We start from the raw sequence: 26,590 nt of genomic DNA, 5'->3' as shown, positions 1-26,590 counted from the left end.
GGTGTGCTCGCGGCGCACGCCGCTCCGGCCGCGTTGTTCCTGCCGCGCCTGCGTCCCGACGCGTTCGCCGGCGTGGGCGATCCCGGCCACGTCGCGCTCACCTTCGACGACGGCCCGCACCCGCGCTCGACCCCGCATTTCCTGGCCCTGCTGGCGAGAACCGGCACGCGGGCGACGTTTTTCGTCCTCGGGCGCGAGCTCGCCCGGTGCCCGGAGCTCGGGCGCGAGATCGTCGCCGCCGGGCACGAGCTCGCGGTGCACGGCTGGGACCACCGCTGTTTCCTGCGCCGGTTCCCGACGGCCCTGCACGACGACCTCGCGCGGACGGTCGAGCTGATCACCGACGTCACCGGCGCCCGGCCACGGTGGCTGCGCGCGCCTTACGGAGTGTTCTCCGCCAGCTCCTTGGTCGCCGCGCGGAAGCTGGGCTTGCGGCCCGTGCTGTGGACGGCCTGGGGGTTCGACTGGGCCGCCCGCGCGACTCCGGCGTCGGTGGCCGCGACAGTCCACAAGGGACTCCGCCCGGGCGGCACGATCCTGTTGCACGACTCGGACGTCGCCGCCTCGACCGTCGGTTCGTGGCGGTCAGCGCTCGGCGCACTCCCGGTGATCCTGGCCGGCTGCGCGGAACGCGGTCTCACCGTGGGGCCGCTGCGTGAGCACGGAGTGGGACACGCACGAGGCCTGCTGGGCGGCTTCGATGTCGGCGTGCAACGCGATCGCGGCCCGCGCCCCGGCCCCGGCGGACCAGCCGCAGCAGCCGAGTACCACGGCGACCGCGATCGCGGTCAGCACGCCGCGCCGGCGCGGAGGTGACACGGGGGTGTCGAGCAGCGCGCGCACCCGCCGCGGCACCGGCCCGCCCCCGGCCGCGAGCGCGTACGAGCCGCGGCCACGGTCGGCCAGCGCGGCCTTGGCCACCGCCGTCGCGACCACGCGCCGGTCACCGACCCCGGACGCGGCGGCTTCGTCGGCCCAGCGCTCCATCGCGAACCGCGCGGCCTTCGTCAGCGGGCGCACGAGCGGGTTGAGCGCCGTGGCGAGAACGCCGACCGCGGCGTACCCCGGGTGGCGCAGCCGCAGGTGCGCTCGCTCGTGCTGCAGGAGAGCGGCCCGCTCGCCGGGTTCGAGCGCGGCGAGCATCCCGGCGGACACGGCGATGCGCCCGCCGCGCCCGGCGATGGCGAAGGCCACGGGCTCCGCACCCGGGAGGACCACCACGCCGCCTTCGCGGGAGTGCTCGTCCAGCTCGGCGTGCACCCGCCGGTACCACCGCCAGTGGCCGTGGATCGCGCGTGCCGCCGAGACCGCCGCGGCGATCAGCACCGCGCAGCAGGCGATGGCCACCGGCGTCGGCACGGTGGCGGTGAACGTCGCGGGGGAGAAGTCGCCGAGCTCGGCGACTACCGGCAGCAGCGACAGACCGGCGAGCGCGCCCACGGCCAACGCGCCGGTGCTACCGACGGCGAACACCAGCACGAGAAACGTCAGCAGCTGCGTCGCACCGCGGGGGGACAAGCGCGGCGCGAGCCAGCGCCCCACCGGCCACGACGCGGCCGGCAGGACGAGCGGAACGAGCAGGCCGGTGCCCACGGTCTCAGTCGCCTTCGCGGTCGTGCTGGAGCAGTTGCAGCAGCGCCTGCTCGTCGTCGGCCGACAGGTTCGACACGAACCGGGCCAGCACGCTCTCGCGGTTGGTCTCCCCGTCGAGTACCGCGCGCATCCGCCGTGCGGCCAGGCCCGGGGCGTCTTCCGCCGGGCTGTAGACGAACATGCGGCCCCGCTTCTCCCGCGTGACGACGTCCTTCTCGTAGAGCCGGGACAGGATCGTCACCACGGTGGTGTAGGCGAGTGTGTCGTCGCCGAGCCGTTGCCGCACGTCCGCCGCGGAGGCCGCCCCGTGCTGCCAGAGCACGGCCAGCACCTCGGCCTCGAGCTCACCAGGTCCCCTGCGCATGAGGCAAATCTACACTGGTGTCGTAGTTCACGGTGCCGTCGGCGGCCGGGACCGGAGCGAGGTGGCGAAGAAGTCACGCTGGTCGGCCTGCAGGTAGCGGGTGAGGTTGCCGGGCATGGTGGGCAGGAGCTTGTCCGGCCCGACGCCCGGTGTGTCGGGCCGGTAGCTCGTGAAGGTGACCATCGGCGAGTGGATGTCGAGCTCCATGCCCTGCTGGCTGCCGGCCTGGACCATGGCGTCGGCGAGGGTGTGGAGGGTGAGGCCGGTACCGCCGACGTAGAGGAGGTCGCCGGCGCGGTCGGTGCCGAGGCCCGAGCGCCAGGTGTACTGGAACTGGTTCGACGCGCTGCCCCAGTGGCCCGCCGGGTTGAGGTCGAGGCCGGGGACCGGGGCGCCGTGGTCGATCACGAGATCGAGGTTCTGGCGCACGGCGGTGATGTGCGGGTTCATCGTGGCGTCGCGGCCCCACTGGGCCACGGAGACGCGCCCGGTGTCGTCGATCACGACGGACGCCATGCCGTTGTGCAGGGGTGCGACGGTGGTTCCACCGAGGTAGTAGCCGCCGTTGCAGTCCTTCAGCTTGAATCCGGAGTTGAACGCGGCCACCAGCGAGCCGCGCATTTCGGCGGGAATCGCGGCCGGGTCGGGTCCGCCGGGGTCTTTCGCGCCGGAGAACAATTGCGTGCGCACCAGCGACTGGTTCAGCCACGCTACTCCGGCGACGACACTCGCGTGGGCGGGATCGGGCTGGATGAACGTCGTGTATTCGGCGACCTGGCCGCCGCCGCTGCGCGCGCCCGGAAGCCATTCGCCCGCACCGGCCGCCGCGGACGGGCCGACGGGCAGGTTACGCGGGCGCGGCCCGGCCCCGTTCATAGCCGCCCCACCGAGCGAGGGCAGGTCCGCGGCCGACGGTGGCGCGCTCGACGGCGGGTGGCGGGTGAACCACCAGTTCTCGACGGCGTTGACCACACCGCCGAGACCGATGTGCCGCAGCCAATCCACGGTCCGGACCGAGACGCTCGCGTCGCCGGGATAGGTGAGTGCGTAGCCGTAGGTGCCGGCCGGGTAGGCGAGCAGGGCCGCGATCACCAGCAGCACGATCCGGCGCCGGCGGCGCTTCGGCCGCGGCGGCGTGGGCGGCTGCCGGGTCGCGTGCTGCGGCGGATCGGAGTGCGGCGGAACCGGGTGCGGAAAGAGCTGATCGGCGGACATGTCCGCAAGTTATTCCGGGCCCGGTGCACGCCCGGAAAGCCGCGGGTTAGGGAGAGGAAAAACATTATCTCCGGTGAACGACAAGCGATTTCACCGGGGTGGGAGATAGCAAAACATTCGACTCAGGTTAGCGGGAGGCAAAATGATCGTGGCGCGCACCGGAACCCGGAAATGCGGATATTCTCGGGGCAGGGCCCGAGTTCTCCTCGTCGAAGACGACCGCACCATCGGTGAGGTCCTGCGCACGAGCCTGACCCAGCACGGGCACGAGGTCGCCTGGCACACGCAGGGCCGCAGCGCCCTGCACGACGCCGCGAAGCAGCCGTGCGACCTGGTCCTGCTCGACCTCGGCCTGCCCGATCTCGACGGCACCGAGGTCTGCCGCGAACTGCGCGGCGCGTTGCCCGCGTGCGTGATCGTGATGCTGACCGCGCGCGCCGACGAGATGGACGTGGTGGTGGGCCTCGAAGCGGGGGCGGACGACTACCTCGTCAAGCCGGTGCCGCTCGGTGAGCTGCACGCGCGCCTGCGGGCGCACCTGCGGCGCCATTCGAGCGACCGGAGCCTCGGTGAGATCACCCTCGGCCGGCTGAAGATCGATCCGGCGGCGCGGCGGGTCACTGTGGACGGTGCCGAGCTGGCCTTGCGCGCCAAGGAGTTCGAGCTCCTGCTGCGGCTGGCGCAGGAACCGGGCAACGCCGTGAGCCGGGAGACGCTGATGGCCGACGTCTGGGACGCGCACTGGTTCGGCTCCACCAAAACGCTCGACGTCCACATCGCCACGCTGCGGCGCAAGCTGGCCGACACCGGCACGCCGGGTCCGATGCCCGAGATCGCCACCCTGCGCCGGCACGGCTACCGGCTCGAGGAACCGGAAGGGTGAGCGCGTGCGCCGCCGCATCGTCCTGACGACGGTACTCGCCGCGTTGGTCGCGATCGGGTTGTTCGGGGTCCCGCTCGCCGTCGCCGTGGCGCGGTACTTCGTCACGGCCGAGCGGGCCGAGCTGGAACGCGCCGCCGACTCCTACGCGCTCGACGTCTCGGGTGACATCCTGCGCCACCGCACCCCGGACCGGACGCCGAGTACCGAAGATCCCACCTCGGTCGCGGTCTACGGCCCGCAGGGCACGTTGCTCGCCGGCGCCGGCCCGGCCACGCTCGCCCAGGCCGGGGCAGCGGCGGGCGCGGACGGCGTCGTCACCGCGGACACCCCCGACGACCTCGTGGTGATCGTGCCCATCGACGACGACGGAAGGGTCGTCGCACTCGTGCGCGCCGCCACCGCGCGGACCGAGGTCTACTGGCACACCGGCCTGACCTGGCTCGGCATGGCGGGCCTGGCCGTCGTCGCGCTGCTGTCGGCCTACCTGGTGGCCCGCCGTCAGGCGCGCCGGCTCGCCCGTCCGCTCGAGAAGCTGTCGGCGACCGCGCGGGACCTGGGTGACGGCGACTTCAGCATCCGCGCGGACCGGGCCGGGATCCCCGAGATCGACTCCGTCGGGGAGTCCCTCGACTCCACCGCCGTGCGGCTCGACGACCTGCTCGCCAGGGAACGCGCATTCTCCGCCGACGCCTCCCACCAGCTGCGCACGCCGCTCGCCGGACTTCGGCTGCAGCTGGAGGCCGCGCTGGAGAACCCTCACGCGAACCTGCGTGACGTGGTCGAGGCCGGTGTCGCGACCACCGGGCGGCTCGACCGGACCGTCACCGACCTGCTCGCCCTGGCCCGCGACACCCCGCCGGTCCGCGCCGCCACCGCCGCGGCCGACGAGCTCGCCGCCATCGAGCTGGAGTGGGCGCCCGCCCTGGCCGGCCACGGGCGCGCGCTCGTGCTCACCGTCGAGCCCGTCGTCGCGGGCGCGCAGCTGTCCGGGCCGGTGCTGCGGCAGATCATGACCGTGTTGCTGGACAACGCACTGCGCCACGGCGCCGGCACGGTCACGGTCACCGCCCGCGACGCCGGCGACGTGCTCGCCGTCGACGTCGCCGACGAAGGTGAGGGGATCACCCCGGGTACCGACGTGTTCCACCGCCGCTCTCCGGGCGCACGGGGGACGGGGATCGGCCTCGCGCTCGCGCGCCGCCTGGCCGAAGCCGAAGGCGGGCGCCTGCGCGTGACCCGCCCGCGGCCCGCCGTCTTCACACTGCTGCTGCCGCTCGAGCCCTGACCGCAACTACTACGTTCGTGGAGAATTTCGGCGAGAGTTCCGGCCACCAGCTCGGCCGGGAGGGACCATGACCGCAGAAGAGCCCCGCACGGAACCGGCGCCCGAGGGCGTTCGCTGTTCCGACGCCGAGCGCGAAACCGCCGCCACGGCATTGCGCACGGCCGTCGGCGAAGGCCGGTTGTCACTGGTGGAAGTCGAGGAACGGATGGCGGCGGTCTACGCCGCTCGGTTCCGCCACGAGCTCGACGCCGTCCTCGACGACCTCCCGCGATCCGCCGCGCCCGCCCTCGGATGGCGCCCCGTTCTCACGTTGGCCGCTCACCAGCTGGCAGTCGACTTCACCACCCTCACCGGCCGCGGTGGCGCCAGTGTCCGCCGCCGGGTGTTCCTCATCGCGGCCACCGTCCTCGCCTTCGTGGCACTGCTGCTGCTCGCCGCCCACGGCAGCGCCGACGACGGCCCGCACCACGGCTTCGGCCACGACTGACCGCGGCAGGTCAGTGGTTCTGCTCATTGTCGTTTGTGGACATACGGGCGACCAGAAGCGCGACGGCCCCGCCGGTCACGAGCGGCGCGACCCCGGCGACCGCGAGGGCCACGATCACCGGCAGCCCGGCGTGCGGAGCCGGACCACCGGGCGGCGCCGGCGGCGGAGTGAAGTGCAGGTGTGAGTCGAGGTGGTGCCAGCGGGTCACTTCGAGGTGGATGATGCGCCAGCTGCCTGCCCAGGACGTCGCCGCCGCCGCGAACAGCCACCACAGCCCTCGGCGGGTCATGGTGTGCGTTCGAGCAGCGCCGCCCGCAGTGTCGGCGCGGAGATCCCGAGGGCGGCCAGGATCGGTGGCACGAGGCCACCAGGCGTGCCGACCACAACGGCACCGAGATGGTTCGCCCCGGCGGGGGAGACGCCACGGCGACCGGCCTCGGTGACCGCGGCCTGCAGGCAGAACCGGGCCCGGCCGGTGATCGGCAGGTGCCCCGGCAGCTTCGGGCGACGCCGGGCCCGCGGCAAAGGTGCCGGGGCGGGGCCGAAGTTGGCCTCGACGGCATCGCGGACGGCGTCCAGGTCGATGCCGATCGCGGCGAGCGCGGCTGCGTCCACGTTGTCGAACGGCCGGCGCGGCCGGGTCAGGAGCCGGTCGGTCTGGGCGGCGACGCCGTCAGGGGTCAGGCCGTACTCGCGGGCCACCTCGCCCACTTCGGTCGGTGCGGCGGCGACCGCGAACAACAGGTGCTCGGAACCGATCCCGGGATGCCCGAGCGCGCGGGCGCGTTCCTGTGCCGTCCGGACCAGGGCGCGGGCGTCGTCGGCGAACTGCCGGTTCCTCATTTCGGCCCCCGGGTTCTGCGGCCGTGCTTGCGGTGCACCGTCTGCTTGCTCACGCCGAGCCGGGCCGCGATGTCCTGCCACGACCACCCCGCCGACCTTGCCCGATCGACCTGCAGCGTCTCCAGTTCCTCGGTCAGTGCCCGCAATGCAGCCACCGCCCGCAACCCGACGTCGGGGTCGGAACTGGCCGCGTTCTCGGCGATCTCCGCTCGTGTCTTCATATCGTCAACATAAGCTGACGCCGCCGAGGTGTCAACATAAGCTGACAATCGTGCGGAAAGGCGGGCCGGCCGAACGGATCCGGCCGGCCCCGCGGGTGAAGCGCCGACTCGATGAGGGCGTTGTCCTGGCCTCCTTCGCGGCAAACAGGCACGGCGTGCTGGCGATCGCGACGTCGACCGCGAGCGCCGAAAGCTCGGGCAAACGGGGTGACTTGCCGCCCGCGATCTGGTTGAACAGCCCTCCGATCAGGCGGGTTGCCGTTGTGGTTTCACTTCGGGGAATTCGGTGTTGCCTGCCTCGAGAAGCGGTTCTGCGCGGGCGTGGACGGTGTGGTCGAGGAACGCGGTCACGTAGGCACCGGTGATCGTCAGGACTTCGGTGCCGTCGAGGTCGCCGAGGGCGAGCTGGGCTCGGAGGGGAGCGGCGAGGTAATAAGCGTCGTAGTCGCTGAAGTCGAAGTGGCGGGCACCGTCGATCTGATAACACCACGTCGGCCCGCCTGTTGCCAGCAGTTCGCGGACGGCGGGGTCGGAAGTGGCCGGCGGGCAGGTCGCGGCCAGGCACAAGTCGCCGGAGGCGAGGAGCAGGTGCGGCTGGGGGAGTCCGGTGTGGACGACGGCGCCGTAGGGCGTGCCGTCGAGATCGACGGCACCGGCGCAGCGCGCGTCGGTGCGGCAGGCTTCGAGCGAGGCGGCGCCGCCGAAGGAGTGGCCGACGTAGGTCACGAGATCGTGCTCCACGTGCCCGGCGAAGCGGCGGGTGCCGTCGAGCGCGATCGTGTTGCCGGCGGCGAATCGGGCGTCGGCGGCCCACACGGCGACGAGCCGGTCGCCGTCGGCCTGGGCCGCGCCGGTGTGCAGGTCCGGGCCGTCGAATGACGACGGGTTTCCGGCAGCGCTGGCCTGGACGGGTTGTCCGTGCAGCACGGTCACATTGGCGCTGTAGGTGGGCGTGACGCCGGCGACGAGGTAGCCGTGGCTCGCCAGACCTTCGGCCAGCGTGGTGTACTGCGGCGCCGCGAACCCGAGGCCGGGTTCGAGAACCACGACGGGGAACCGCCCGGGCGCCACCGGGACATCGGCGAGCGCGTGGTCGTGTACGTCGGCGAAGTCCGTTTCGGCGAGGCCGACCGGGCTGGGCAGGTGCAGCTGGGCCCAGGCGCCCGGTGCGTAGAGCGCGGGGCGGGCGGAGCTGCCGGGCGCGGCGGGATACCAGAGCGAGACGGCGAGCTCACGACGTCCGGCAGGCGCGGGGGCGAGCGGATCGGTGCGCGTCGCGTCCGTCCACTCGAAACCGGTCCGGCCGACGGGGTACGAGCCGGTCGGAGCCGGCAACGTCACCGGCCGGCCGGCGCGGACCACGACGTATCCCGCGTACCCCGCGGTGCCGAGTACCACGACGGCGGCCAGGACGAGGGCCGCTTTGAGGATCCGGTATCGGCGCCGCCGGCCACCTGCGGCTTCGGCGCTATCCTGGCTTCGCACCACGCGATCGTGGCAGTGCCCTCCTGAGAGCTCGCTCAGTGAGCCGCGGTTGCTGTGCCGGCGTGCGGCTCTGCCGGTGAGCGACCGGCGGCTCGTCGCCGATCGAACCAACCCATCGCTGCCGGGTGGGATGGCCGGCGGTTCCGGCCGGAGCGGGGGACGCTCCGGCCGGAACCGCCGGTTCGGTGGACGCGAGTCCTATTCGGACTTGATCCGCCGCAGCAGGTCTTCCGGGGCGATGTGGCAACGGTAGGTGTTGCCCTTCCCCGTGTCCTGCCACGGTGGCTCCTGCGTGCGGCAGAGGTCTCCGAGCGCCCGGGGGCAGCGCGTGTGGAAGCGGCAGCCGCTGGGCGGGGCCGATGCGCTGGGGTAGGTCCCGTCGAGGCGGATGCGTTCGCGTGTCTGCCCGGGGTCGAGGTCGGGTGCGGCCGACAGCAGCGCTTCGGTGTAGGGGTGATGCGGGGGCTGGAACACCGCGTCGGCCGTGCCGATTTCGACGAGCTGCCCGAGGTAGAGCACGCCGATCCGGTCGGCGAGGTAGCGGACCACGGACATGTCGTGCGAGATGAACAGGTAGGCGACGTCCTTGGCGACCTGCAACTCGACGAGCAGGTTGAGGATCGCCGCCTGCACCGACACGTCGAGCGCCGAGACCGGCTCGTCACACAGCACGAGGGAGGGTTCTCCGGCGAACGCGCGGGCGATCGCCACGCGCTGTTTGAGGCCACCGGACAACGCGCGCGGGCGCACGTCGAGGTGCCGCGGCTCGAGCCGGACCGAGGACGTCAGCTCCTCGACCCGGTCTTGGCGCGCCTGCCCGCGCAAGCGGTCGTTGAGGAGGGTGACCGCGCGGCTGATGATGCGGCGGACGGGGTGACGCGGGTTGAGCGCGTTGTCCGGGTTCTGGAAGACCATCTGGATCTTGCGGCGCACCGTCCGCTCTTCCCGGCCCGGTCGCTTCGTGAGCGCGACGTCCTCGAACCGCAGGGCACCCTCCGACGGCCGGGTCATGCCGGCGATGCACTTGGCGATGGTGCTCTTGCCGCTGCCGGATTCGCCGACCAGGCCGAACACCTCGCCGCGGTGCAGTTCGAACGACACGTCGGACACCGCGGTGAACTCGCGGCCGCCGGTCCGGTACCGCTTGGTGAGGTTGCGGACCTCCAGCAGGACTTCGGTCTTTCGGTCGCGGTCCTGGAACCGCTCGACCGCACGGTCCTGCGCCACTTCGTCGTGGTGGAAGCAGCTCACGGCGTGTTCGGCGCCGACGGTCTCCACAGCGGGAGTTTCGGTGTGGCAGCGCTCTGTGGCGAGCACGCACCGCGCGGCGTACGGACAGCCGGTCAGCGCGGTGCCCGGCGCGGGCAGTGATCCGGGGATGGTCGCGAGCATTCCGGCGGTCTTGGTGACGCCGTGGCGAGGCACGGAGCGCAGCAAGTCGCGCGTGTAGGGGTGCTGGGGCGAGGCGAACAGTTGCGCGGCGGGTGCTTCCTCGACCAGCCGTCCTGCGTAGAGCACGCCGACGCGATCGCAGATTTGCGCGACGATGCCGAGGTTGTGGCTGATGAACAGCACCGCCGTGTGGAACTCCTCGCGCAGCTGCCGGATCAGCTCCAGCACTTCGGCCTCCACCGTGGCGTCGAGCCCGGTCGTGGGCTCGTCCAGCACCAGCAGGTCCGGGTTGCCCGAAAGTGCCATCGCGATCATCACGCGCTGCTGTTGCCCGCCGGAGAGCTCGTGGGGGTAGCGGGCGGCGACGGCTTCCGGGTCGGGGATCCGCACCTTCGTGAGCATGTCCAGGGCCTTGCTCTTGCAGTCCGATCCGGACAGTCCACTGTGCACTCGGATGCCCTCGGCAACCTGAGCGCCGATGCGCATCGACGGGTTCAGCGACGCGCCGGGGTTCTGGTACACCATCGCGATCCGCCCGCCGCGCCATTGGCGGAGCGCGGTTTTGCCCGCTCCGAGCACGTCCTCGCCGGAGAAGCTGATGCCACTGCCGTCGCCGATGGTTGCGTTGTCCGGCAGGTAGCGCATGATCGACATGGCGACGGTGGTCTTACCGCAACCGGATTCTCCGACGAGGCCGTACGCTTCGCCGGGCCGGATCGTGAAGGACACGTCCCGCACCACCGGCGATTCCTGCGTGCCCCGGCGGTAGCTGATGTCCAGGTTGCGCACGGCCAGCGTCGGCTGTTCCAGTGTGGTGGTCATTTCGGTGCCTTCCGGGTGATCAGGCGTCCAGCACGCGCTGGAGGCCGTCGGCGACGAGGTTGACGGCGACGACCAGCGTCGCGAGCGCCAGTGCGGGGAAGAGGACGATCCACGGCGCGACCTGCAGGTAGACCTGGCCCAGTGAGATCGTGAGGCCCCAGTCCGGCGACGGCTGCTGGATGCCGAGGGTGAGGAAGGACAGCGTCGCCGAGGTGAAGATGGCATAGCCGAGCCGGACGGTGCCTTCGACGATGATCGGCCCGGTGATGTTCGGGAGGATCTCGGTGAACATGATCTTCGGCCCGGAAGCTCCGGCGAGCTTGGCGGCGGCGACGTACTCCAGTTCCCGCTGCGTGAGCACCGCCGCGCGCACGGTGCGGGCGACACCGGGGACGAACGTGACCGCGATCAGGAGGATCACCGGCAACTCGCCGGAGCCGAGGACCGTCAGCACCAGGACGGCGATGATGACCAGGGGGAACGCGAGCACGGCATCGACGATCCGCATCGTGACGTCGTCGAGCACCCCGCGGTAGTACCCGGTGAACAGTCCGACCACGGCGCCGCCGACGAGTCCGAGCGCGGTGGCCGCCGGGGCGACGGTGAGCACGGGCGAGGCGCCGGCCAGCAACCGGGAGAACACGTCGCGGCCGAGGTTGTCGGTTCCGAACAGGTGCGAGCCGGACGGGCCTTTCAGTGTGTCGGGGAAAATCTGCTGGGGGTCATGCGGCACGAAGGCGTGCCAGAAGATGGCGTCGACGACCCAGAACACCAGGATCACCGCGCCGATCAGGAAGGTGGGGGACCGCAGCAGCCCGCGGGCGACCTCGCCGCGGCGCGCTTTCGCCGCGGCGGACGCGCCGCCGGGCGCGGAGCGGCCGATCGGTTGCGTGGGGATCGTCTCGGTCGACGTCATGGGGAGTTCTCCTTCGCGTCCGGCCGGATCAGGCCGCAGCCAAGCGGATGCGGGGGTTGAGCACGCCGTAGAGCAGGTCGGCGCACAGGTTTGCCAAGGTGTAGATCACGGCGATCACGAGCACCGCCGCCTCCAGCACCGGTAAGTCGTGGCCCGTTGCCGAGGTGTAGATGAGCTGACCGATGCCGGGGTAGTTGAAGAGCTTCTCCACGACGACGAGACCACCGACGGCGTAACCGACCTGCGCGCTCACCACGGTGATCGCCGGCAGCAGCGAGTTCCGCAGCACGTGCTTGCCGATGACCCGCCCCGGTTTCAGTCCTTTCAGGACCGCTGTGCGCACGTAGGCGGATTCGAGCACGTCGACCGTGCCCGCGCGCGCCATGCGCGAGATGTACCCGAAGAGGACGAACATCAGCGGGATCGCCGGCAGCATGAACTGCCGGAACACGTCCACGACGTCGGGCAGCGGCACCGACGACGAGACCGGGAACCACTTGAGCGACACCCCGAACACGACCAGCAGCACGGTGCCGGCGACGAATTCCGGAAGGGCGATCAAAGACAGCCCGGTCACGGAGATCGCGCGGTCGGTGAACTTGTCCCGCCTCAGGGCGGCGAGCACGCCGAAGCCGAGCGAGATCGGCACGGCGAGGACGAGCGCGAACCCGCCGAGCATCAGCGAGTCGCCGAGGTGCCCGAGCACAAGCCCGGCCACGGGTTCCTGCAACAGGTAGGACTTGCCCCAGTCGCCGTGGAGGAATCCCCACATGTAGTCGAGGTAGCGGACGGGGAGTGGCCGGTCGAGCCCGAGAGAGTGGTTGAGTTGCGCGACCTGGTCGTTGGTCGCGTACGGCCCGAGGATCGTGCGTCCCACGTCGCCGGGGAGTACCTGCGAGACGGCGAACACGATGATCGACACGAGCAGGAGCGTCAGGACGCTCAACCCGAGCCGCTTCGAGATGAATCCGATCATGTCTGAGCCCAGCCCTGTCGTCTGGTGGGGCGCATCCGGGAGAACGCCGGGGGAGATGGTCTGCGGGCCGCTCACGCCGACGCCCGTAGATATTTGGTATAGCGTATTCGTCGCGTGAAGGGAAGTTACGTCGCCAGGTGATGTCGTCGCGTCACCGGCCGGTAGCTCAGTGTGGACAATGTCGCTGATCAGCATGTCGGGAGCGGAGGGCGGCGAGTCGACGGCGAGCGGGGATTGTGCTCCACCCGGTGAGCGAGCTAGCGTATTTGGAATATCAAATCTCGACCCGGTTTCAGAGGGTCGGAACCCGGCGGCACCCGTTCGGTCTGTACCGAGTGAAGGAACTGCGGATGGACGACTACGAGTACCACTTGTTCGAAGAGGTGCGAGCCCGGCGCCTGAGCAGGCGCGGGTTCCTGCGCCGGGCCAGTGTGCTCGGGCTCGGTCTGCCCGCCGCCTCGGCCATTCTCGCGGCCTGCGGCCAGGGAGGCGGGATCAATTCCGTGCCGGCCTCGGGGCCGCCGCGCCGCGGGGGCACGGCGAACGTCGCGATCACCCGGCCCGCCTCGCTCGTGGACCCGGTGACTCTCTACAACCAGGGCGGTCAGACGACGGCGCAGATCGCTGGCGAGTACCTGTGCTTCCCGCGGGCGGACTACACGCTCGACCCGCGGCTCGCGGTGTCCTGGTCGGCCGCCAAGCCGGACACCTGGACGTTCGTGCTGCGCCAAGGCGTGAAGTGGCACGACGGCAAGCCGTTCACCGCCGACGACGTCGTCTACACCATGAACCTGCTGACCGATCCGAAGGTGAACTCCTCGGCGCTGTCGGCGTTCAAGGGCATCTTCTCGCACGGCAACATCGAGAAGGTCGACGACCACACGGTCACGTTCCACCTCGACCAGCCCTTCGTGGACTTCCCTTATCTGGTCTCCGCCTTCAACTTCAACGCGATCATCCTGCCGGACAAGTACCAGATCGGCGATTTCGCGAAGGGGCGCGTCGGGACCGGTGCGTTCATCATGACCGGCTACCAGCCCGAGACCGGCGCCACCTTCGCCCGCAACCCGGACTACTGGGACAAGCGGTACCCCTACCTGGACAGCTTGCGGCTGACGTACTACGCCGACGACAGCACGATCGCGCTCAACATGCAGGGCGGGCGGGAGAACGTGTGGCCGATCGCGCCGCACCAGAGCGCCCAGGCCCTGCAGGAAACCCCGAACCTGAAGATCATCAAGAGCCCGTCGAGTGAGTATCGCGGGTTCCACATGCGAACCGACCAGGCACCGTTCGACAACCCGCTGGTGCGCCAAGCCGTCGCCGCGTGTTTCGACCGGCCCGCGCTGGTTCAGGCGCTGCTCGGCGGTGACGGCGAGCTCGGCAACGACCACTCGTTCGCGCCGGTCTTCCCCGTGTCGAAGCAGGCGATTTCCCAGGTCCCCCAGCGGAAGCAGGATTACGCGCTGGCGAAGTCCCTGCTCGCCCGCGCGGGGCATCCGAACGGTTTCCCGGTGACGCTGACCACCGAGCAGTACCTGGAGATCCCGCAGTACGCGGTCCTGGCGCAACAGGCGCTGAAGCCGGCGGGGATCACCCTGCAGCTCAACGTGCAGCAGCAGAGCGCCTACTACGGGACGGGCAACAGCCAGCCCTGGCTCGAAGTGCCGATGGGGATCGTCGACTGGGGTGCGCGCGGGGTGCCGAGTCAGGCGATCCTGCCCGCGTACACCTCGGGCGGCATCTGGAACGCGGCGCACTGGAAGAACGCCGGCTTCGACCGCGCCTTCGCGAACCTCAACGGATCGCTCGACGAGCAGACCCGGCTGAAGGCCGCGGCGGAGATGGCTGCCATCCAGCACGATCAGGTGCCCGGGATCATCAGCTACTGGATCAAGAACCTGCGGGTCACGGGCGTGTCCATCGGCGGTCTGGCCGAAGGCCCCGCCAACCACTTCGACCCTCGAACCCTGTGGAGCGCGGTATGACCACGGCCGTCGGACTCATCGGTCTCGGTTGGATCGGCGACAGCCACCTCACGGACCTTGCGGCCCGTCCCGACGTGGAGATCCGCGCGGTGTGCGACCTCGATTCCCAGCGCACGGCGGAGTTCGCCGAGAAGTACGGTGCACGCGCCTGCCACGACGTCGACGAACTGCTGGATCAGGGCCTCGACGCCGTCTGGATCTGCACTCCGCCGCAGCACCACCTGGCACCGGCGCGGCAGGCGTTCGCCCGCGGAACCGCCGTCTATCTCGAGAAACCGGTTGCCCGCGACCTGGCCGAGGCGACGGAGCTGGCCCGGCTGGCGGACGAGTCGGGTGTGGTGTGCGCCGTGGGCTACCAGTGGCGCGCGCTCGAACTGCTCGACGCCGTGCGCTCGGAGCTGAAGTCTTCCGACGTCGTGAGCCTGTCCGGGTACAGCGTGGGTCCGACCGCGGCCCGGCCGTGGTTCCTCGACCAGGCCCAGGGCGGCGGCAACCTCCTGGAACGCGGGAGTCACCAGATCGACCTGGCGCGCGCCGTGGCCGGCGACGTCGAATCGGTGTTCGCCGTCGGCAGCACTGTGCGGGTCGACCGGCCCGGTGTCGCCGCCCGCGACATCGACGACGCACTCACCCTGGTGCTGCGCATGACCAGCGGCGCCGTCGCGACCGTCGTGATCGCCTGGACTCCGGCGGACGTGCCGGGCCGCTACGGACTGGACGTCGTCACGGACTCCGGGGTGCTGCGGATGGCGCTCGACCCCGAGTTCACGCTGACCGGACGCAACCGCGGCCAGGAAGTATCCGCAGGGGTGACCGAGCAGCCGTTCAGCGCGTCGAACTCGCGGTTTCTCGCCGCGGTGAAGGCGGGCGACCGGGCCGCGGTGGCCTGCACACCGGCCGACGCGCTGGCCACGCTGCGCGTGGCGCTCGCAGGTGAAGAAGCGCTCGCCACCGGCCGGACGGTCGTGGTGGCGTGACCGCGCCGAGCGTGGTCGTGACCGGTGCGGCGTCCGGGATCGGCCGGGCCGTCACCGAGCTCTGCCTTGCCCGGGGTGCGCAGGTGGTGGGTCTCGATCTCGGCCCGGACGAGCCGCACCCCGGTTACGAGGACTCGTTCTTCGCTGTGCGGGCCGATGTCTCCGACGAAGCCTCGGTGAGCGCGGCGGTCGAGAAGGTGCTGGCGAAACTCGGTGGTGTCGACTGGCTCGTCAACTGCGCCGGGATCGGCGGCTACACCGGCGACGTCACGGAGACCTCGCCTGCGGCGTGGCGGCGCGTACTGGAGGTGAACCTCACCGGTGCCTACTTGGTGTCCCGTGCGGTGCTGCCGGCGATGCGCGGCAGGCCCGGTGCGGCGATCGTCCACGTGAGCTCGCAGTACGGCATGGCCGGCGGTGCGGGGTTTCCGGCCTACTGCGCCGCGAAGGCCGGCGTGATCGGCCTGACCCGGGCGATGGCCGTGGACCACGCTCCGGACGGAATCCGGGTCAACTGCGTGTGCCCGGGGCCGACCGACACGCCGATGCTGTCGCGCAGCGACCGGGACGAGACCGGCGGGCGCGAAGCCGAGCGCGTGCGCGAGCGGAACTTGTTCGGCGAGCCGGCGCCGCCGCAGGACGTCGCCGAGGTGATCGGTTTCCTGCTGGGCTCGGGCGCGGCTTCCATGACCGGTGCCGTCGTCCCCGTGGACGGCGGCTGGACCGCAGGGTGAAACACGAGAGGGAGCGGACAGTGGCAGAGTCCACGCGACGCGAGCGCGATTTCGTCGGGTACGGGCGGCACGCACCGCGAGTGCGGTGGCCCGGTGAAGAGAAGCTCGTCGTCAACATCGTCGTGAACTACGAGGAGGGCTCGGAGTACTCCGTGCTCGACGGCGACGACCACAACGACGGCTGGGGCGAGTACGACTACGAAGTCGACCCGGCGATCCGGGACTTCGGCAGCGAGACGCACTACGAGTTCGGCAGCCGGGTCGGCATCTGGCGGCTGGCGCGGTTGTTCGACCGCTTCGACGTGCCGGTCACGATCGGCGCGTGCGCCACGGCGCTCGAACGCAATCCCGAAGTGGCGCAATGGATCCGCGAAAGCCCGCACGACGTCGTCGGCCACGGCTACCGGTGGCTCGAATACAACCGCGTCGATCGTGAGGTGGAGCGTGAGCACCTGCGGCTCGCGATCGCGTCACTGGAACGCACGACGGGGGAGCGGCCGCTGGGCTGGTACCTGCGCTCGTTCCCCAGTGAGAACACGCTCGAGCTGCTGGTCGAAGAGGGCGGATTCCTCTACGACTCGGACGTGTGCAACGACGAGCTGCCGTTTTTCACGGAAGTCTCGGGCCGGCAGGTGTTGATGATCCCGTACTCGAAGGTCTACAACGACACCCGTTACCTGCTCAACCCCACGTACGGGTCGCCGACGCAGTTTTTCGAGAGCATGCGGCTGGGCATCGACTACCTGTGCGACGAGGTCGACCACGGGCTGGGGCCGCGGATGCTCACCGTCGGGCTGCACCCGCGCTGGAGCGGGCAGGCCAACCGGGCCAGCGCCGTGCGCGACCTGCTGGAGTACGTGTCGGAGAAAAAGGGGGTCTCGTTCATGCGGCGTCTGGACATCGCGCGCTGGTGGCTGGACCACCACCACGAGTGGGCGGGGAGCCGATGACCACGGCGCCGCTCGCCGTGGCCAGCGCCGCCTTGCCGGGGCTCGATCCCGGCCGGGTGTGCGCACTCGCCGCGGAGCACGGCCTCGACGGCGTCGAGTGGGGTGTCGGCGTGGGACAGGCGCTGCCGCTCACGGTTTCGGACGCGCAGCTCGCGGCCGTGGCCACCGCGGCCGCGAGCCACGGCCTCGCTTGTGCGGGTGTGGCCGTGCACGAACCGGAGGCACTGGCCTACCCCGCCGCGCTGTGGCACCGGATCTGCGATCTGGCCGTGGTTCTGGGAGCCCCGCACGTGCGCGTGTATGCGACCGGGCGCGACACCGATTTCGACAGTGGCTTCGCGGGCTTGCGCGAGCTGCTGGCGGACAAGGCGCGAGCCACTGCGGAGCGGGGGTTGCGGCTGCTGCTCGAACCCGCGCCCGCCACCCTCGTGCCGGATCCGGCACTGGCCCGGCGCGCGCTGTCCGGTGTGGACAGTGACAGCGTCGGTGTGGTCTACGACCCGGGCAGCCTGGCCCGCGAAGGCTGGCAGGATCCGTTTCTCGCCACCGGGGTGCTCGGCGTGCTGCTGCGGCACGTGCACGTCAAGAACGTCGCGCCGCGACGCAACGAGGACGGTTCGTGGGTGTGGCAGCGCACGGGGCTGGACACGGGGATCGTCGACTGGTCGCGGGTGTCCGACGCGCTGGACGCGGCGGGCTACGCGGGCTGGTTCGTGCTGGACCACCTCAGCTCGCACGAGCCGGGCAGCTTGGCGGTCGATCTCGTGCACCTGAGGAAACTGGCGGAGGTGAGTCACGCGTGAATGACCTCAACGGGCGGGTGGCCGTGGTGACCGGTGCCGCGTCGGGCATCGGGCGGGCTATCGCGCTGTGTTTCGCCGAAGCCGGTGCCCAAGTCGTGGTGGCGGACCGCCGGCGCGACGCGTGGCACGGTGGCGCGCCGACCGACGAGCTCGCCGAAGGCGCCACGTTCGTCGAGTGCGACCTGGCCGACCCGGCTGCCGTCGCGGCGCTCGTCCCGGCGGTGGCCGAGCGCCACGGCCGGCTGGACGTGCTGGTGAACAACGCCGCCGTGAGCGCCGGGCGGGAACTGCTCGAGACGACCGACGACGACTGGCACCAGGTGCTGGCGGTCAACCTCACCGCGCCGTTCGTGCTCAGCCGGGCGGCCGTGCGCCAGATGCTCACGCAGGAACCCCGTGGCGAGGTACGCGGCCGGATCATCAACGTGACCTCGCAGCACGGGATCGTGGCCGCTCGGGAGGACACCGCCTACGGCGTCTCGAAAGCCGCGCTCAGCCAGCTGACGCGGCAGATCGCGGCCGAGTACGCCGGGGAGGGCATCGTCTGCAACGCGGTGGCTCCGGGCAAGATCGAGACCGGTCCCAGTCCGCGTGCCGGAGAGCCGGGCTGGCAGGAGTACTGGACGAGCCGTACTCCGTGGCCGAGGCTCGGGCGCCCCGAAGACGTCGCCCGCGCGGCGCGCTTCCTGGCCGGCGACGAGGCCACCTACATCACGGGGACGACGTTGATGGTCGATGGCGGCTGGACCGCCCGCTGAGCCGGACCGGTGGCGCGGCGATCAGCTCGTCGTGCCACCGGTCCGTCCCTCCGGGACGCGCTCAGCCGCGCCGCGCGCTTCCCGGATCTGTCAGGTAGGCCACCACGTTTTCCCCGACCGATCGCACGTGTTCCTCCATGAGGCGGCTCGCCAGCGCGGCGTCGCCGTCCAGGAGTGCCTTCGAAATGGCCATGTGCTGGCTCGCGCACAGTGGCGACGCGTCGATTCCGGGGACATCTCGCTGCCGGAGTGCCACTATCATCGCGTTCGCGTCGTCGATCAGGCGGGCGAGCCGGGTGTTGCCCGTGGCCCTCGCGATGGTCGTGTGGAACGCTTCGTCGGCCGCGCGATACGCGGCGAAATCATTCTGGTCCGCCGCCACCACGGTGCGCTCGGCTTCGTGACGCGCGGCGAGAAGCACTTCACGGTCTCCCCGTTCGGCCGCCAGCCGCGCGGACTTCATCTCGAGCGCTTCGCGGACTTCGTACGCGTCGCGCAGTCGATCCGCCGACGGCGTGACGATCCGGTCGGCGCGGGGGCCGTCGGACTCGACCAGGCCGACCTCTTTCAGCCGCAGCAGCGCCTCGCGCACCGGGGTCTTGCTGACCCCGAGCTCCTTGGCGAGACCGGCCTCGGTTACCCGGCTCGCCGCGGCGAGCTTGCCGTCCACGATGGCCTGCCGGATGGTGTTGTAGACCGACATCGCCAGGCTGTCCGGACGAGGCGCGAGGCCGAGCGAGGCGTCCGATCCGCTCGTCTCGGTTCTGTGCGTGGTCTCCGTCATCGCGCCTTCCCGTCCCTCTCCGGAATGACTTGCCGCCCCGGTTCACCGGTACCGGTGAACTCCCCTGCTCGCACCACTTCCCGCCCGCGCGCCCACACCGAGTGGATCGCACCCCGCACGGTTGTGCCCGCGTACGGACTGATGCCTGTTCCGTCGGCGAACGAGCTGTCGTCCGCCACCCAGGTCTCAGCAGGATCCCACAAGACGAGATCCGCGTCGGCGCCCGGCGCGATCCGGCCTTTGCGCCAATGGCCGAACGCGTCCGCCGGCCCGGTGCACAGCACGTGCACGAGCCGGTCCAGCGGGACGCCGTTGTCCAGGCCCCACGACAGCAGCAGTGGCAGCCGCGCCCCGATCCCGGGGATGCCGTAATGGGTGTCGCCGCAGGGAGAAATCCGCCGGTCGACCTCGGTGCGTTCCTGCGAGTGGTCGGAGCCGACGGTGTCGAGCGTGCCGTCGAGCAGTGCCTCGCGGACGGCAGCCACGTGGTCCTGCGCCCGCAGAGGGGGCGCCACCAGCAGGGTGTCGGCGCGGGGTCCGTCGTACTCGTCGTCGGTGAGCAGCAAGTGGTGCAGGCACGCCTCGGCGGTCACCACGGTCTCGCCGGCCGCGCGAGCCGTCCGGACGTGGTCGATCGCTTCGCGGCTCGACAGGTGCGTCACGTAGAGCCGTGCGCCGGCCAGTCCGGAGATGCCGAGCGCGCGGCGAACGGCGATCTCCTCGAGCACGGGTGGGCGCACTCCGCCGAACGTGCGCGCCCCAGTGCGCCCGTCGGCCGAAGCCTCTTCGACGAGCGCCTCCACGACTTCCCCGTCTTCGCAGTGGACCTGCACCGGCAGGCCGACGGCCTTCGCCGCCAGCATCGTGCGGTAGAGCCCGTCGCCGGTCGCCATGATCCCCAGCTCGGGGTAGGCGAGGAACACCTTGACCGCGTCGGCACCGAGCTCGGCCAGCTTCGCCACGTCCCCGGCGGTGAGCTCGTTCGGGCGGTAGCACATGGCGTGCAGCCCGATGTCCACCGCCGAGAGGCCCTGGGCGACGAGGTCGCGGGCGCGTTCGAACGCCGCGACGGTTTTTTCGCCGTCCTCGGGCAGGGAGAACGACAGGGCGGTGGTGGTACCGCCGAGCGCGGCGGCGCGCGTCGACTCGGTCAGACCGGCCATCAGGTGGCAGTGCGGGTCGACCCCGCCCGGCAGGACGTGGAGGCCGTCGGCGTCCACCACCTGCTCGGCGCTCACGGTGCCGGGCGCTTCGATTCCGACAATTTGCCCCTCGGAGACGGCCACGTCGGCCCGCAACGTGCCCGTGGGCGTCGTCACGAAACCTCCGCGAAACGCGAGCTTCACATCGTGCACTACCCAAGGCTAGCATGACGGAACTTCATACAGCGAATATGTTATTCGCTGTCCGCTACGTGAGAGGTGTCCATGGATCTCGGTCTTGCGGAACGCGTCTACCTGGTGACCGGCGGCACGAGCGGGCTGGGCTACGCCACCGCGGAAGCGCTCGTCCGTGACGGGGCGAAGGTCGTCGTCTCGTCACGCGACGAAGAAAAGGTCGCGAAGGCTGCCGCTTCACTGGGAGAGGGTGCCACCGGCGTCGCGGTCGACAACGCCGATCCCGAGGCTCCGCGCCTGCTCGTCGAGGCGGCGCTGGCGGCGTTCGGCCGGGTCGACGGCGCGCTCGTGAGCGTGGGCGGCCCCAAGCCGGGCGTCACCACCTCGGTGTCCGACGAGGTGTGGCGGAGCTCGTTCGAGAGCATCTTCCTGGGTACGGTCCGGCTCGTGCGCCAGCTCGCGCCGCTCCTGGCCAAAGGCGAGGGCCGCGCTGACGGTGGTGCGATCGCCTTCGTCCTGTCCAGCTCCGCGAAGACGCCGCTGCCACGCCTGTCGGTGTCGAATGGACTGCGCGCGGGGCTCGGGATGCTGGTGAAGGACTTGTCGGACGAGCTCGGGCCCCAGGACACCCGGGTACTCGGTCTCCTGCCGGGCAAGGTCCTCACGGATCGCACGCTCGCGCTCGAGAAGGGTGACCCGCAGGCGCGCTCCCGGGCGGAGGCGGCCATTCCGCTGCGCCGCCTCGGCGACCCGGCCGAGTTCGGCCGGATCGCCGCGGTCCTGCTGTCGCCGGCGGCGTCCTACGTGACCGGGAGCCTGGTCTCCATCGACGGCGGAGCGATCAGGGCCCTGTGACCAGTCGGCGGAGACGTCGCCGTCGGCGAGTGCCAGAGCGTGTCGCCAAACGCTGAGTGAGGCGCACGGGAGACTCGCATCGCTGCGTTGTGCGATGCGCGCTCGGAGCGAATCGCCGCGGTCGTGCCTCAGCCTGGACAAAGGGCGGGCGACCGGCGCGCCGTGATGCGGGAATGTCCAGTGATACGACGATGATGCGGCCGGTGGTGGCGAGCGCCGGCGGCGCCGGCACGTGGACGACGGAGCTGATTGGCGGGCCCGTGCGCCGGCGACAGTCCTGGCACCAGCCGGAGTCCTGGCTTCTCTGCGGCAGGGAGGCTTTGGCGTGCGCTGCCGTCATCGACGGTGCCAGCGCTGGAGTGACCTCGTCGGCGGATCCCGGCGCGTCGCCGGTGCTCGGGTAATGGCGCGGTGGTGGGAAGAGCGCCCGGTGGCGGACACGAACACCCTGCGGTGTGCGGGGAGCGGGGGCCAATCCTCGGGTTCCCGTAGCCGTGCCCGTGCGTTGGCTGCGGGACCCTTGTGCGGGTCAGCAGCTGCGCTCCCGGCCGGCTGTCCGAGGACACTGTCGCGATGATCCACCCAGGCCAGGTCGACGAACTCCGCGGCGCCGGCGTGCTCGACGCGGCTCGTGACCGGTCCGCGGTCCTGATGAGGTCGCGGACCGGCGCGCCGGCCCAGTAGTGCTTCGGGTCTACCGCTGCACGAAGCGCTGAGCTGAGCTGATTTGCGAAACTAGAAGAACTTGTGCGATGCATTGTTGTAATCGAGTTGGCTCAAGCCTCCGTCCAGCGCGCTGCCGGGAGGGAAGGTCACGTAGGTGCCGCCGAAGTTGCTGTTGTAGTACAGCCTGACAGTGTGGTCGCTGTTGTTCCACGCCGACAATGCGTTGTTCTTCACGCATTGGTACTGACCCGCGCCGGGACCCTTGAATTCGTAGCAGCCCGGCTGGGTGCTCCCGTAGTTCGCGATCGAGGTGTTGAAGTCCGAGAGCGAACCACCGAGGTCGTAGAGATGATACAGGCAGAATTCGCCGTCTTCGCATTTCCCGTTTCGGGCGACCGAAGCGGGCGCTGCGTTGGCTGTGGTCACCAGGCTTAACGCAAGCGCGGCGCTTGCTCCGAGTATCGCTGCCGCCTTCGTTCGTCTCGACATTCCCATCCCTCCCCAAGACTCGGCCCGCCGGGTCGCGGGCGTACGCGGATCATGGCAGGTCGAACGCGGACAAGACCGGCGTTCAGTCACGGTTCACCCAAGCAGCCCATGGGGGCGGAAAATGACCCGGGCCAAGCAGAACACCCGAAGACGGCCGGCCCGGTGAGGACCTCGTTCGGTCGTTCCTCCACGAGGGGACCGATCTGAATGCGGTGCTCTTCCTGACCGTCGGGATGTGGTTTCTGCCGGAGCGGTTAATGCGGCCGCGGACGTGGATTTGCGGCAAGCACGCCGGGGCCCGCAGGAGTGGGGTGTGGCGGGTGGCGAGGGTGACAGTGACCCGGCAGTATCCGATGGAGGCGAGGTCAGGCCGCCTTGCGAGCTGTTCGTCGACCGCGGCACGCTACGGCGAGGCTGATCCTCGTGCGGTGGCTGCTCCGGACGCTCAGCTCCCTGACCGGCGATGCCGCCACCGATCGGGGGTGGCGTGGACTGTGTGTTTCGGCGATGCTGCGAAGTCGGGACAGGAGGTGGCTGTGAAGGTCGTCATCGTCGGAGCGGGGATCGGCGGGCTCACCGCGGCTCTGCGGTTGCACCGCGAAGGCATCGAATGCGTGGTCCATGAGCAGAGCGAGCGGATCGCCGAGCTGGGCGTGGGGATCAACGCGTTGCCGCACGCGGTCAAGGAGCTCGCCGCGCTCGGCCTGCTCGACGCGCTCGACGAGGTCGGGATCCGCACTCGCGAGTTGTTCTACACCCATCGGCTGGGGCAGGTGATCCTGCGCAGGCCGTGCGGGCTGGACGCCGGGTTCACGTTTCCCCAGTTCTGCCTGCACCGGGGCCGGTTGCAGGGCATGCTGCTGCGAGCGGTCCGGGAGCGGCTCGGGGCCGACGCGGTGCGAACCGGGCAGCGGCTGATCGGGTTCGACCAGGATGAGGGTGGCGTCCAGGCGCACTTCGCCGACCGGCGCGGCGGCACGTCGACCACCGTGCACGGCGACGTGCTGGTGGCGGCCGACGGGATCCACTCGACCGTGCGGTCCCTGCTGTTCCCGCAGGAGGGCCCGCCGCGGTGGAACGGCGTCCTGATGTGGCGCGGTGCCACGGACTGGCCGGAGTTCGGCGGTGGTCGTTCGATGATCGTCGCCGGTGGCACCGCGGCCAAGCTGGTGGTCTACCCGATCGCGCCGGGCCGGAGCGCGGGCACCCGGCTCACCAACTGGGCGATCTGCATCCGCACCGGGCAACCCGGTGATCCGCCGCCGGAGCGCCAGGACTGGGCCAAGCCCGCCGACCGGGCGGAGCTGACCCGGTACGTCGGGCGGTTCCGGTTGCCCACGGTCGACCACACCGCGCTGGTCGAGGCCACCGAGGAGATCTTCGAGTTCCCGATGTGCGACCGGGATCCGTTGCCCGCCTGGTCGCACGGGCGCGTGACACTGCTGGGCGACGCCGCCCATCCGATGTACCCGATGGGCTCCAACGGCGCCGGCCAGGCGATCCTCGACGCCACCAGCCTCGCCGGGCACCTGGCGCAGCACTCCGACCCCACTGAAGCGCTGCGGGCATACCAGGACGACCGCCTGGCGGCCACCGGCGAGATCGTGCTCCGCAATCGCCAGGGCGGGCCGGAGAACGTCATCGACGAGGTCGAACGCCGCGCTCCGGACGGCTTTTCCCGCCTCGAAGACGTGATCGACGCGGCGACGCTCGAGGCGGCCGTCACCGGCTATGCCCAGGTTTCCGGCGCATCGCAGCAGCAGGTGAACGACCCCGGCCGGTGACCCGTCAGGCGCCCTCCACCGACCCGGGCGGCAGGAAGTCGACGTCGTGCAGCGCCGACAGCCTGACCACCTCGGCCGGGTCCTCCAGGTCGTGGAGCTTGTCGAACAGCTGCGCGAGGCGCCCGGCGGGGCTCACCCAGAACAGCCCTCGGGTGATGTCCTCGCTGCGGTTGTAATAGGCGTGGGGGAGGCCCTTCGGCATCCGCACGGTGTCGCCGGGGCCCGCGGTCTCCCACTTGCCGTCGAGGTAGAGGGTGAACACGCCTTCCAGGATGTAGATGTGCTCGTCCTGGGTCGGGTGCACGTGCGGCGGCACACCGGTGCCGGGCGGGTCCAGCGTCTCGAACGCGAAGCTCGACTCGCTGGCGGCCTTCATGGAGTAGGTGTGCCCGAGTACGTTCCACACCTTCTTCCGCATGCCCTCGTGGGCGGGCGTGATCCCCTTCGGTAGGGGACCGAGCACGATTTCCTCGCCGGTCATCACACCTCCTGGCCGATGGTCAGTCAGGTAAGCACTGTGCGCCATGCCGGTCCCGATGTACAGCCGCAGACAGGTGGCCCGTCCGGCCAAGCTGAAGCCGAGGGAGTGTGGCCTGACACGATGACCAGCACTTTTGGCCGGGCTGGTCGAGGCACGCGGAGTTGCATCGCCCGCCGGGGCGAGTCAGCGTTGGTTGACGGGTGGCGCAGCCGAGGTCGACCACCGCGCGGCGAGTCCGTCAGCGGTCGAGCCGACGGCATGGACTCGCGCCGGGCGGTCGGCAGGGTGCAGGGAGGGTCAGTGCAGCTTGGCCCATGCTTCGTCGATCATGGCCGCGCAGACGGCGGGGTCGCTGTACTCCTTGGTGTCGTCACCGAGAGGCTTCAGCTGAATGGTCAGGCCGGCGTCGGACCGCTGGCACACGACCACCGCCGTCTTGTCGGGTGTCAGCTCGTCGTCCAGCGGCGTCAGGTTGTTGTGGAGCACGCAGGACACCTCGCCGACGTGGCGGAGTTCGGTGGTGGGTGCGGCGAGGCCGTTGTTCTTCGCTTCGTAGGGGATCGCAAGTCCTGGCGAGTGTGCGCGGACTGCGGTGAGCTGGAACGAGTGCGTGAAGTCCACTGCGGTGTAGGTCTGTACCAGCGCCGGCGCTCCGTCGTAGGCGGTGGAGATGCGGTTGCCGTTCTCGCGGTCGTTGGTGGCGTTGCGCTCGGCGAACTGGCGGTGGGCGTAATCGTCTTTGATCTTGATCGGGTAGACATCGGCTTTGTCGACGCCGCCCAAAGTGTCGGGCGCCTTGAGCGGTAGTCCGCTGACGAGTCCCGCGTCATGGGTGGTCACGAACCAGGGCACACCGACTCCGGCTGCGCCGGCAGCGAGGCCTATCGCAGCGGCGACCACCAGGGAAACCGGGCGTGAGCGGCGTGGTGGTGTCGCGGCGGCCGGTACCTCCGTGAGTACCGGCGGTTCTTCGGTCACTGTGCGGTCCTTCGGGCTGTCAGGTGGACGATGTCGATCACGGGATCGACCATCAAGCGCTTTTCGTTACCGCGGCTTTGTAACGCCGTGCCGACGGTCTAGACCAAGTGGCGCCAGTCGTTGATCCGTTCGGACGGTGCGGCAGCCGTGGTGGCCGGCGCGCTGCCGCAACGAACCTGACGGCATTCGGCACGCGGGTCTGTTGTGGATCGTGGGCATTCGATCGGCGGCTTTGCGGTGTCTTGGTGATCGTGGATTGTTGTTTTGTCGTTCGGTCGGGGGCGAGCTGACCATCGCGGCCAGAGGCGGTGCCGGTGGCGTCGGCGCGCGATGCCGGACAGTTGGATGCGGAGTTGGCGTCCGCGCCCGTCCGCGTGTGGCGTGGCGGGCGGCCGCGTCCTGGTGAGCATGACCTTGGCGAAGTCCGGAGGGTCTGCCCAGGGTCTGGTTGACACCTCACCTGTGAGGCTTCAGCCTCGCCTGGAAGGATGTCACCGTGCCCAAGCCCTACCCCCGTGAGTTCC

At 70.6% G+C, this 26,590-nt stretch carries 27 protein-coding genes and 1 pseudogene; 12 read left to right on the top strand and 16 right to left on the bottom strand.

Annotated elements, in window-relative coordinates:
• Positions 1 to 3: 3 nt before the first annotated feature.
• Positions 4 to 378 (top strand): annotated as a pseudogene (locus AB0K15_RS40865) (polysaccharide deacetylase family protein); the annotation flags it as partial.
• 2 nt (positions 379 to 380) lie between these two features.
• Here AB0K15_RS40865 and AB0K15_RS40860 read toward each other — a convergent pair.
• From AB0K15_RS40860 to AB0K15_RS40845, 4 genes are all read right to left on the bottom strand, one after another.
• A complete protein-coding gene (locus AB0K15_RS40860; protein WP_364064026.1) occupies positions 381 to 512 on the bottom strand; it encodes a hypothetical protein in 132 nt (43 codons plus the stop codon).
• Between the two features lie 73 nt (positions 513 to 585).
• Complete coding sequence (locus AB0K15_RS40855) at positions 586 to 1,593, bottom strand: M56 family metallopeptidase (protein WP_364063805.1); 1,008 nt, start codon at positions 1,591 to 1,593, stop codon at positions 586 to 588.
• Positions 1,594 to 1,597: 4 nt separating this feature from the next.
• A complete protein-coding gene (locus AB0K15_RS40850) occupies positions 1,598 to 1,957 on the bottom strand; it encodes a BlaI/MecI/CopY family transcriptional regulator (RefSeq protein ID WP_364063802.1) in 360 nt (119 codons plus the stop codon).
• A gap of 27 nt (positions 1,958 to 1,984) precedes the next feature.
• A complete protein-coding gene (locus AB0K15_RS40845) occupies positions 1,985 to 3,172 on the bottom strand; it encodes a hypothetical protein (protein ID WP_364063799.1) in 1,188 nt (395 codons plus the stop codon).
• 142 nt (positions 3,173 to 3,314) lie between these two features.
• Here AB0K15_RS40845 and AB0K15_RS40840 point away from each other — a divergent pair, with 142 nt between their 5' ends.
• The 3 genes from AB0K15_RS40840 to AB0K15_RS40830 all read left to right on the top strand — a co-directional run bounded on the left by AB0K15_RS40840 (position 3,315) and on the right by AB0K15_RS40830 (position 5,827).
• A complete protein-coding gene (locus AB0K15_RS40840) occupies positions 3,315 to 4,055 on the top strand; it encodes a response regulator transcription factor (RefSeq protein WP_364063796.1) in 741 nt (246 codons plus the stop codon).
• 4 nt (positions 4,056 to 4,059) lie between these two features.
• A complete protein-coding gene (locus tag AB0K15_RS40835; RefSeq protein WP_364063793.1) occupies positions 4,060 to 5,340 on the top strand; it encodes a HAMP domain-containing sensor histidine kinase in 1,281 nt (426 codons plus the stop codon).
• 67 nt (positions 5,341 to 5,407) lie between these two features.
• Positions 5,408 to 5,827, top strand: a complete 420-nt coding sequence (locus tag AB0K15_RS40830; RefSeq protein ID WP_364063789.1) for a DUF1707 domain-containing protein — start codon at positions 5,408 to 5,410, stop codon at positions 5,825 to 5,827.
• A 10-nt stretch (positions 5,828 to 5,837) separates the two neighbouring features.
• Here AB0K15_RS40830 and AB0K15_RS40825 read toward each other — a convergent pair whose 3' ends face one another.
• The 7 genes from AB0K15_RS40825 to AB0K15_RS40795 form a co-directional block, all read right to left on the bottom strand.
• Complete coding sequence (locus AB0K15_RS40825; protein ID WP_364063785.1) at positions 5,838 to 6,116, bottom strand: hypothetical protein; 279 nt, start codon at positions 6,114 to 6,116, stop codon at positions 5,838 to 5,840.
• Positions 6,113 to 6,670 (bottom strand): Clp protease N-terminal domain-containing protein, encoded by a 558-nt coding sequence (locus AB0K15_RS40820; protein WP_364063780.1) that lies wholly within the window; start codon positions 6,668 to 6,670, stop codon positions 6,113 to 6,115. The genes AB0K15_RS40825 and AB0K15_RS40820 overlap by 4 nt, the downstream gene beginning before the upstream one ends.
• Positions 6,667 to 6,891, bottom strand: coding sequence for a helix-turn-helix domain-containing protein (locus AB0K15_RS40815; RefSeq protein ID WP_364063775.1), 225 nt, complete (start codon positions 6,889 to 6,891; stop codon positions 6,667 to 6,669). Before AB0K15_RS40815 ends, AB0K15_RS40820 begins: the two co-directional genes overlap by 4 nt.
• A 246-nt stretch (positions 6,892 to 7,137) precedes the next feature.
• Positions 7,138 to 8,376 (bottom strand): alpha/beta hydrolase, encoded by a 1,239-nt coding sequence (locus AB0K15_RS40810; RefSeq protein ID WP_364063772.1) that lies wholly within the window; start codon positions 8,374 to 8,376, stop codon positions 7,138 to 7,140.
• Between the two features lie 198 nt (positions 8,377 to 8,574).
• On the bottom strand, positions 8,575 to 10,590 hold the full coding sequence (locus AB0K15_RS40805; RefSeq protein ID WP_364063769.1) for an ABC transporter ATP-binding protein: 2,016 nt from the start codon (positions 10,588 to 10,590) through the stop codon (positions 8,575 to 8,577).
• 19 nt (positions 10,591 to 10,609) lie between these two features.
• Positions 10,610 to 11,506, bottom strand: a complete 897-nt coding sequence (locus AB0K15_RS40800) for an ABC transporter permease (RefSeq protein WP_364063766.1) — start codon at positions 11,504 to 11,506, stop codon at positions 10,610 to 10,612.
• Positions 11,507 to 11,534: 28 nt separating this feature from the next.
• Positions 11,535 to 12,482, bottom strand: a complete 948-nt coding sequence (locus tag AB0K15_RS40795; RefSeq protein WP_364063763.1) for an ABC transporter permease — start codon at positions 12,480 to 12,482, stop codon at positions 11,535 to 11,537.
• Between the two features lie 350 nt (positions 12,483 to 12,832).
• Between AB0K15_RS40795 and AB0K15_RS40790 the strand changes: the two genes are divergently transcribed.
• The 6 genes from AB0K15_RS40790 to AB0K15_RS40765 are packed head-to-tail and all read left to right on the top strand — an operon-like array spanning position 12,833 to position 18,692.
• Positions 12,833 to 14,470, top strand: a complete 1,638-nt coding sequence (locus AB0K15_RS40790) for an ABC transporter substrate-binding protein (protein WP_364063760.1) — start codon at positions 12,833 to 12,835, stop codon at positions 14,468 to 14,470.
• Positions 14,467 to 15,447, top strand: coding sequence for a Gfo/Idh/MocA family oxidoreductase (locus tag AB0K15_RS40785; protein ID WP_364063754.1), 981 nt, complete (start codon positions 14,467 to 14,469; stop codon positions 15,445 to 15,447). The genes AB0K15_RS40790 and AB0K15_RS40785 overlap by 4 nt, the downstream gene beginning before the upstream one ends.
• Positions 15,444 to 16,181, top strand: a complete 738-nt coding sequence (locus AB0K15_RS40780) for an SDR family oxidoreductase (protein ID WP_364063747.1) — start codon at positions 15,444 to 15,446, stop codon at positions 16,179 to 16,181. Before AB0K15_RS40785 ends, AB0K15_RS40780 begins: the two co-directional genes overlap by 4 nt.
• A gap of 20 nt (positions 16,182 to 16,201) precedes the next feature.
• Entirely contained in the window at positions 16,202 to 17,131 is a 930-nt protein-coding gene (locus AB0K15_RS40775) for a polysaccharide deacetylase family protein (RefSeq protein ID WP_364063741.1), read from the top strand.
• A complete protein-coding gene (locus tag AB0K15_RS40770) occupies positions 17,128 to 17,934 on the top strand; it encodes a sugar phosphate isomerase/epimerase (protein ID WP_364063736.1) in 807 nt (268 codons plus the stop codon). The genes AB0K15_RS40775 and AB0K15_RS40770 overlap by 4 nt, the downstream gene beginning before the upstream one ends.
• Positions 17,931 to 18,692 (top strand): SDR family oxidoreductase, encoded by a 762-nt coding sequence (locus AB0K15_RS40765; protein ID WP_364063733.1) that lies wholly within the window; start codon positions 17,931 to 17,933, stop codon positions 18,690 to 18,692. Before AB0K15_RS40770 ends, AB0K15_RS40765 begins: the two co-directional genes overlap by 4 nt.
• Positions 18,693 to 18,753: 61 nt before the next feature.
• Here the strand turns inward: AB0K15_RS40765 and AB0K15_RS40760 are convergent, their stop codons facing one another.
• Positions 18,754 to 19,476, bottom strand: a complete 723-nt coding sequence (locus tag AB0K15_RS40760; protein WP_364063730.1) for a GntR family transcriptional regulator — start codon at positions 19,474 to 19,476, stop codon at positions 18,754 to 18,756.
• Positions 19,473 to 20,795 carry an amidohydrolase family protein gene (locus tag AB0K15_RS40755; RefSeq protein WP_364063727.1) on the bottom strand — a complete coding sequence of 441 codons (1,323 nt, stop codon included), beginning with the start codon at positions 20,793 to 20,795 and terminating at the stop codon, positions 19,473 to 19,475. The genes AB0K15_RS40760 and AB0K15_RS40755 overlap by 4 nt, the downstream gene beginning before the upstream one ends.
• Before the next feature lie 108 nt (positions 20,796 to 20,903).
• Here AB0K15_RS40755 and AB0K15_RS40750 point away from each other — a divergent pair, with 108 nt between their 5' ends.
• Positions 20,904 to 21,668 (top strand): SDR family oxidoreductase, encoded by a 765-nt coding sequence (locus AB0K15_RS40750; protein WP_364063724.1) that lies wholly within the window; start codon positions 20,904 to 20,906, stop codon positions 21,666 to 21,668.
• A 735-nt stretch (positions 21,669 to 22,403) separates the two neighbouring features.
• Here AB0K15_RS40750 and AB0K15_RS40745 read toward each other — a convergent pair.
• Positions 22,404 to 22,760, bottom strand: coding sequence for a peptidase inhibitor family I36 protein (locus tag AB0K15_RS40745; protein ID WP_364063721.1), 357 nt, complete (start codon positions 22,758 to 22,760; stop codon positions 22,404 to 22,406).
• Positions 22,761 to 23,359: 599 nt separating this feature from the next.
• Here AB0K15_RS40745 and AB0K15_RS40740 point away from each other — a divergent pair.
• A complete protein-coding gene (locus tag AB0K15_RS40740; RefSeq protein ID WP_364063718.1) occupies positions 23,360 to 24,607 on the top strand; it encodes a flavin-dependent oxidoreductase in 1,248 nt (415 codons plus the stop codon).
• A gap of 4 nt (positions 24,608 to 24,611) precedes the next feature.
• Here the strand turns inward: AB0K15_RS40740 and AB0K15_RS40735 are convergent, their stop codons facing one another.
• Both AB0K15_RS40735 and AB0K15_RS40730 read right to left on the bottom strand, forming a co-directional pair.
• Positions 24,612 to 25,088: a cupin domain-containing protein gene (locus AB0K15_RS40735; RefSeq protein WP_364063715.1), complete on the bottom strand. Its 477-nt coding sequence runs from the start codon at positions 25,086 to 25,088 to the stop codon at positions 24,612 to 24,614.
• A 297-nt stretch (positions 25,089 to 25,385) separates the two neighbouring features.
• Positions 25,386 to 25,988, bottom strand: a complete 603-nt coding sequence (locus AB0K15_RS40730; protein WP_364063712.1) for a hypothetical protein — start codon at positions 25,986 to 25,988, stop codon at positions 25,386 to 25,388.
• Positions 25,989 to 26,590 lie beyond the last annotated feature (602 nt).

This window comes from Amycolatopsis sp. NPDC049253 (assembly GCF_040678995.1).
In the GTDB taxonomy this organism is placed as follows: domain Bacteria; phylum Actinomycetota; class Actinomycetes; order Mycobacteriales; family Pseudonocardiaceae; genus Amycolatopsis.
This window is presented reverse-complemented; position numbering and strand designations above follow the sequence as displayed.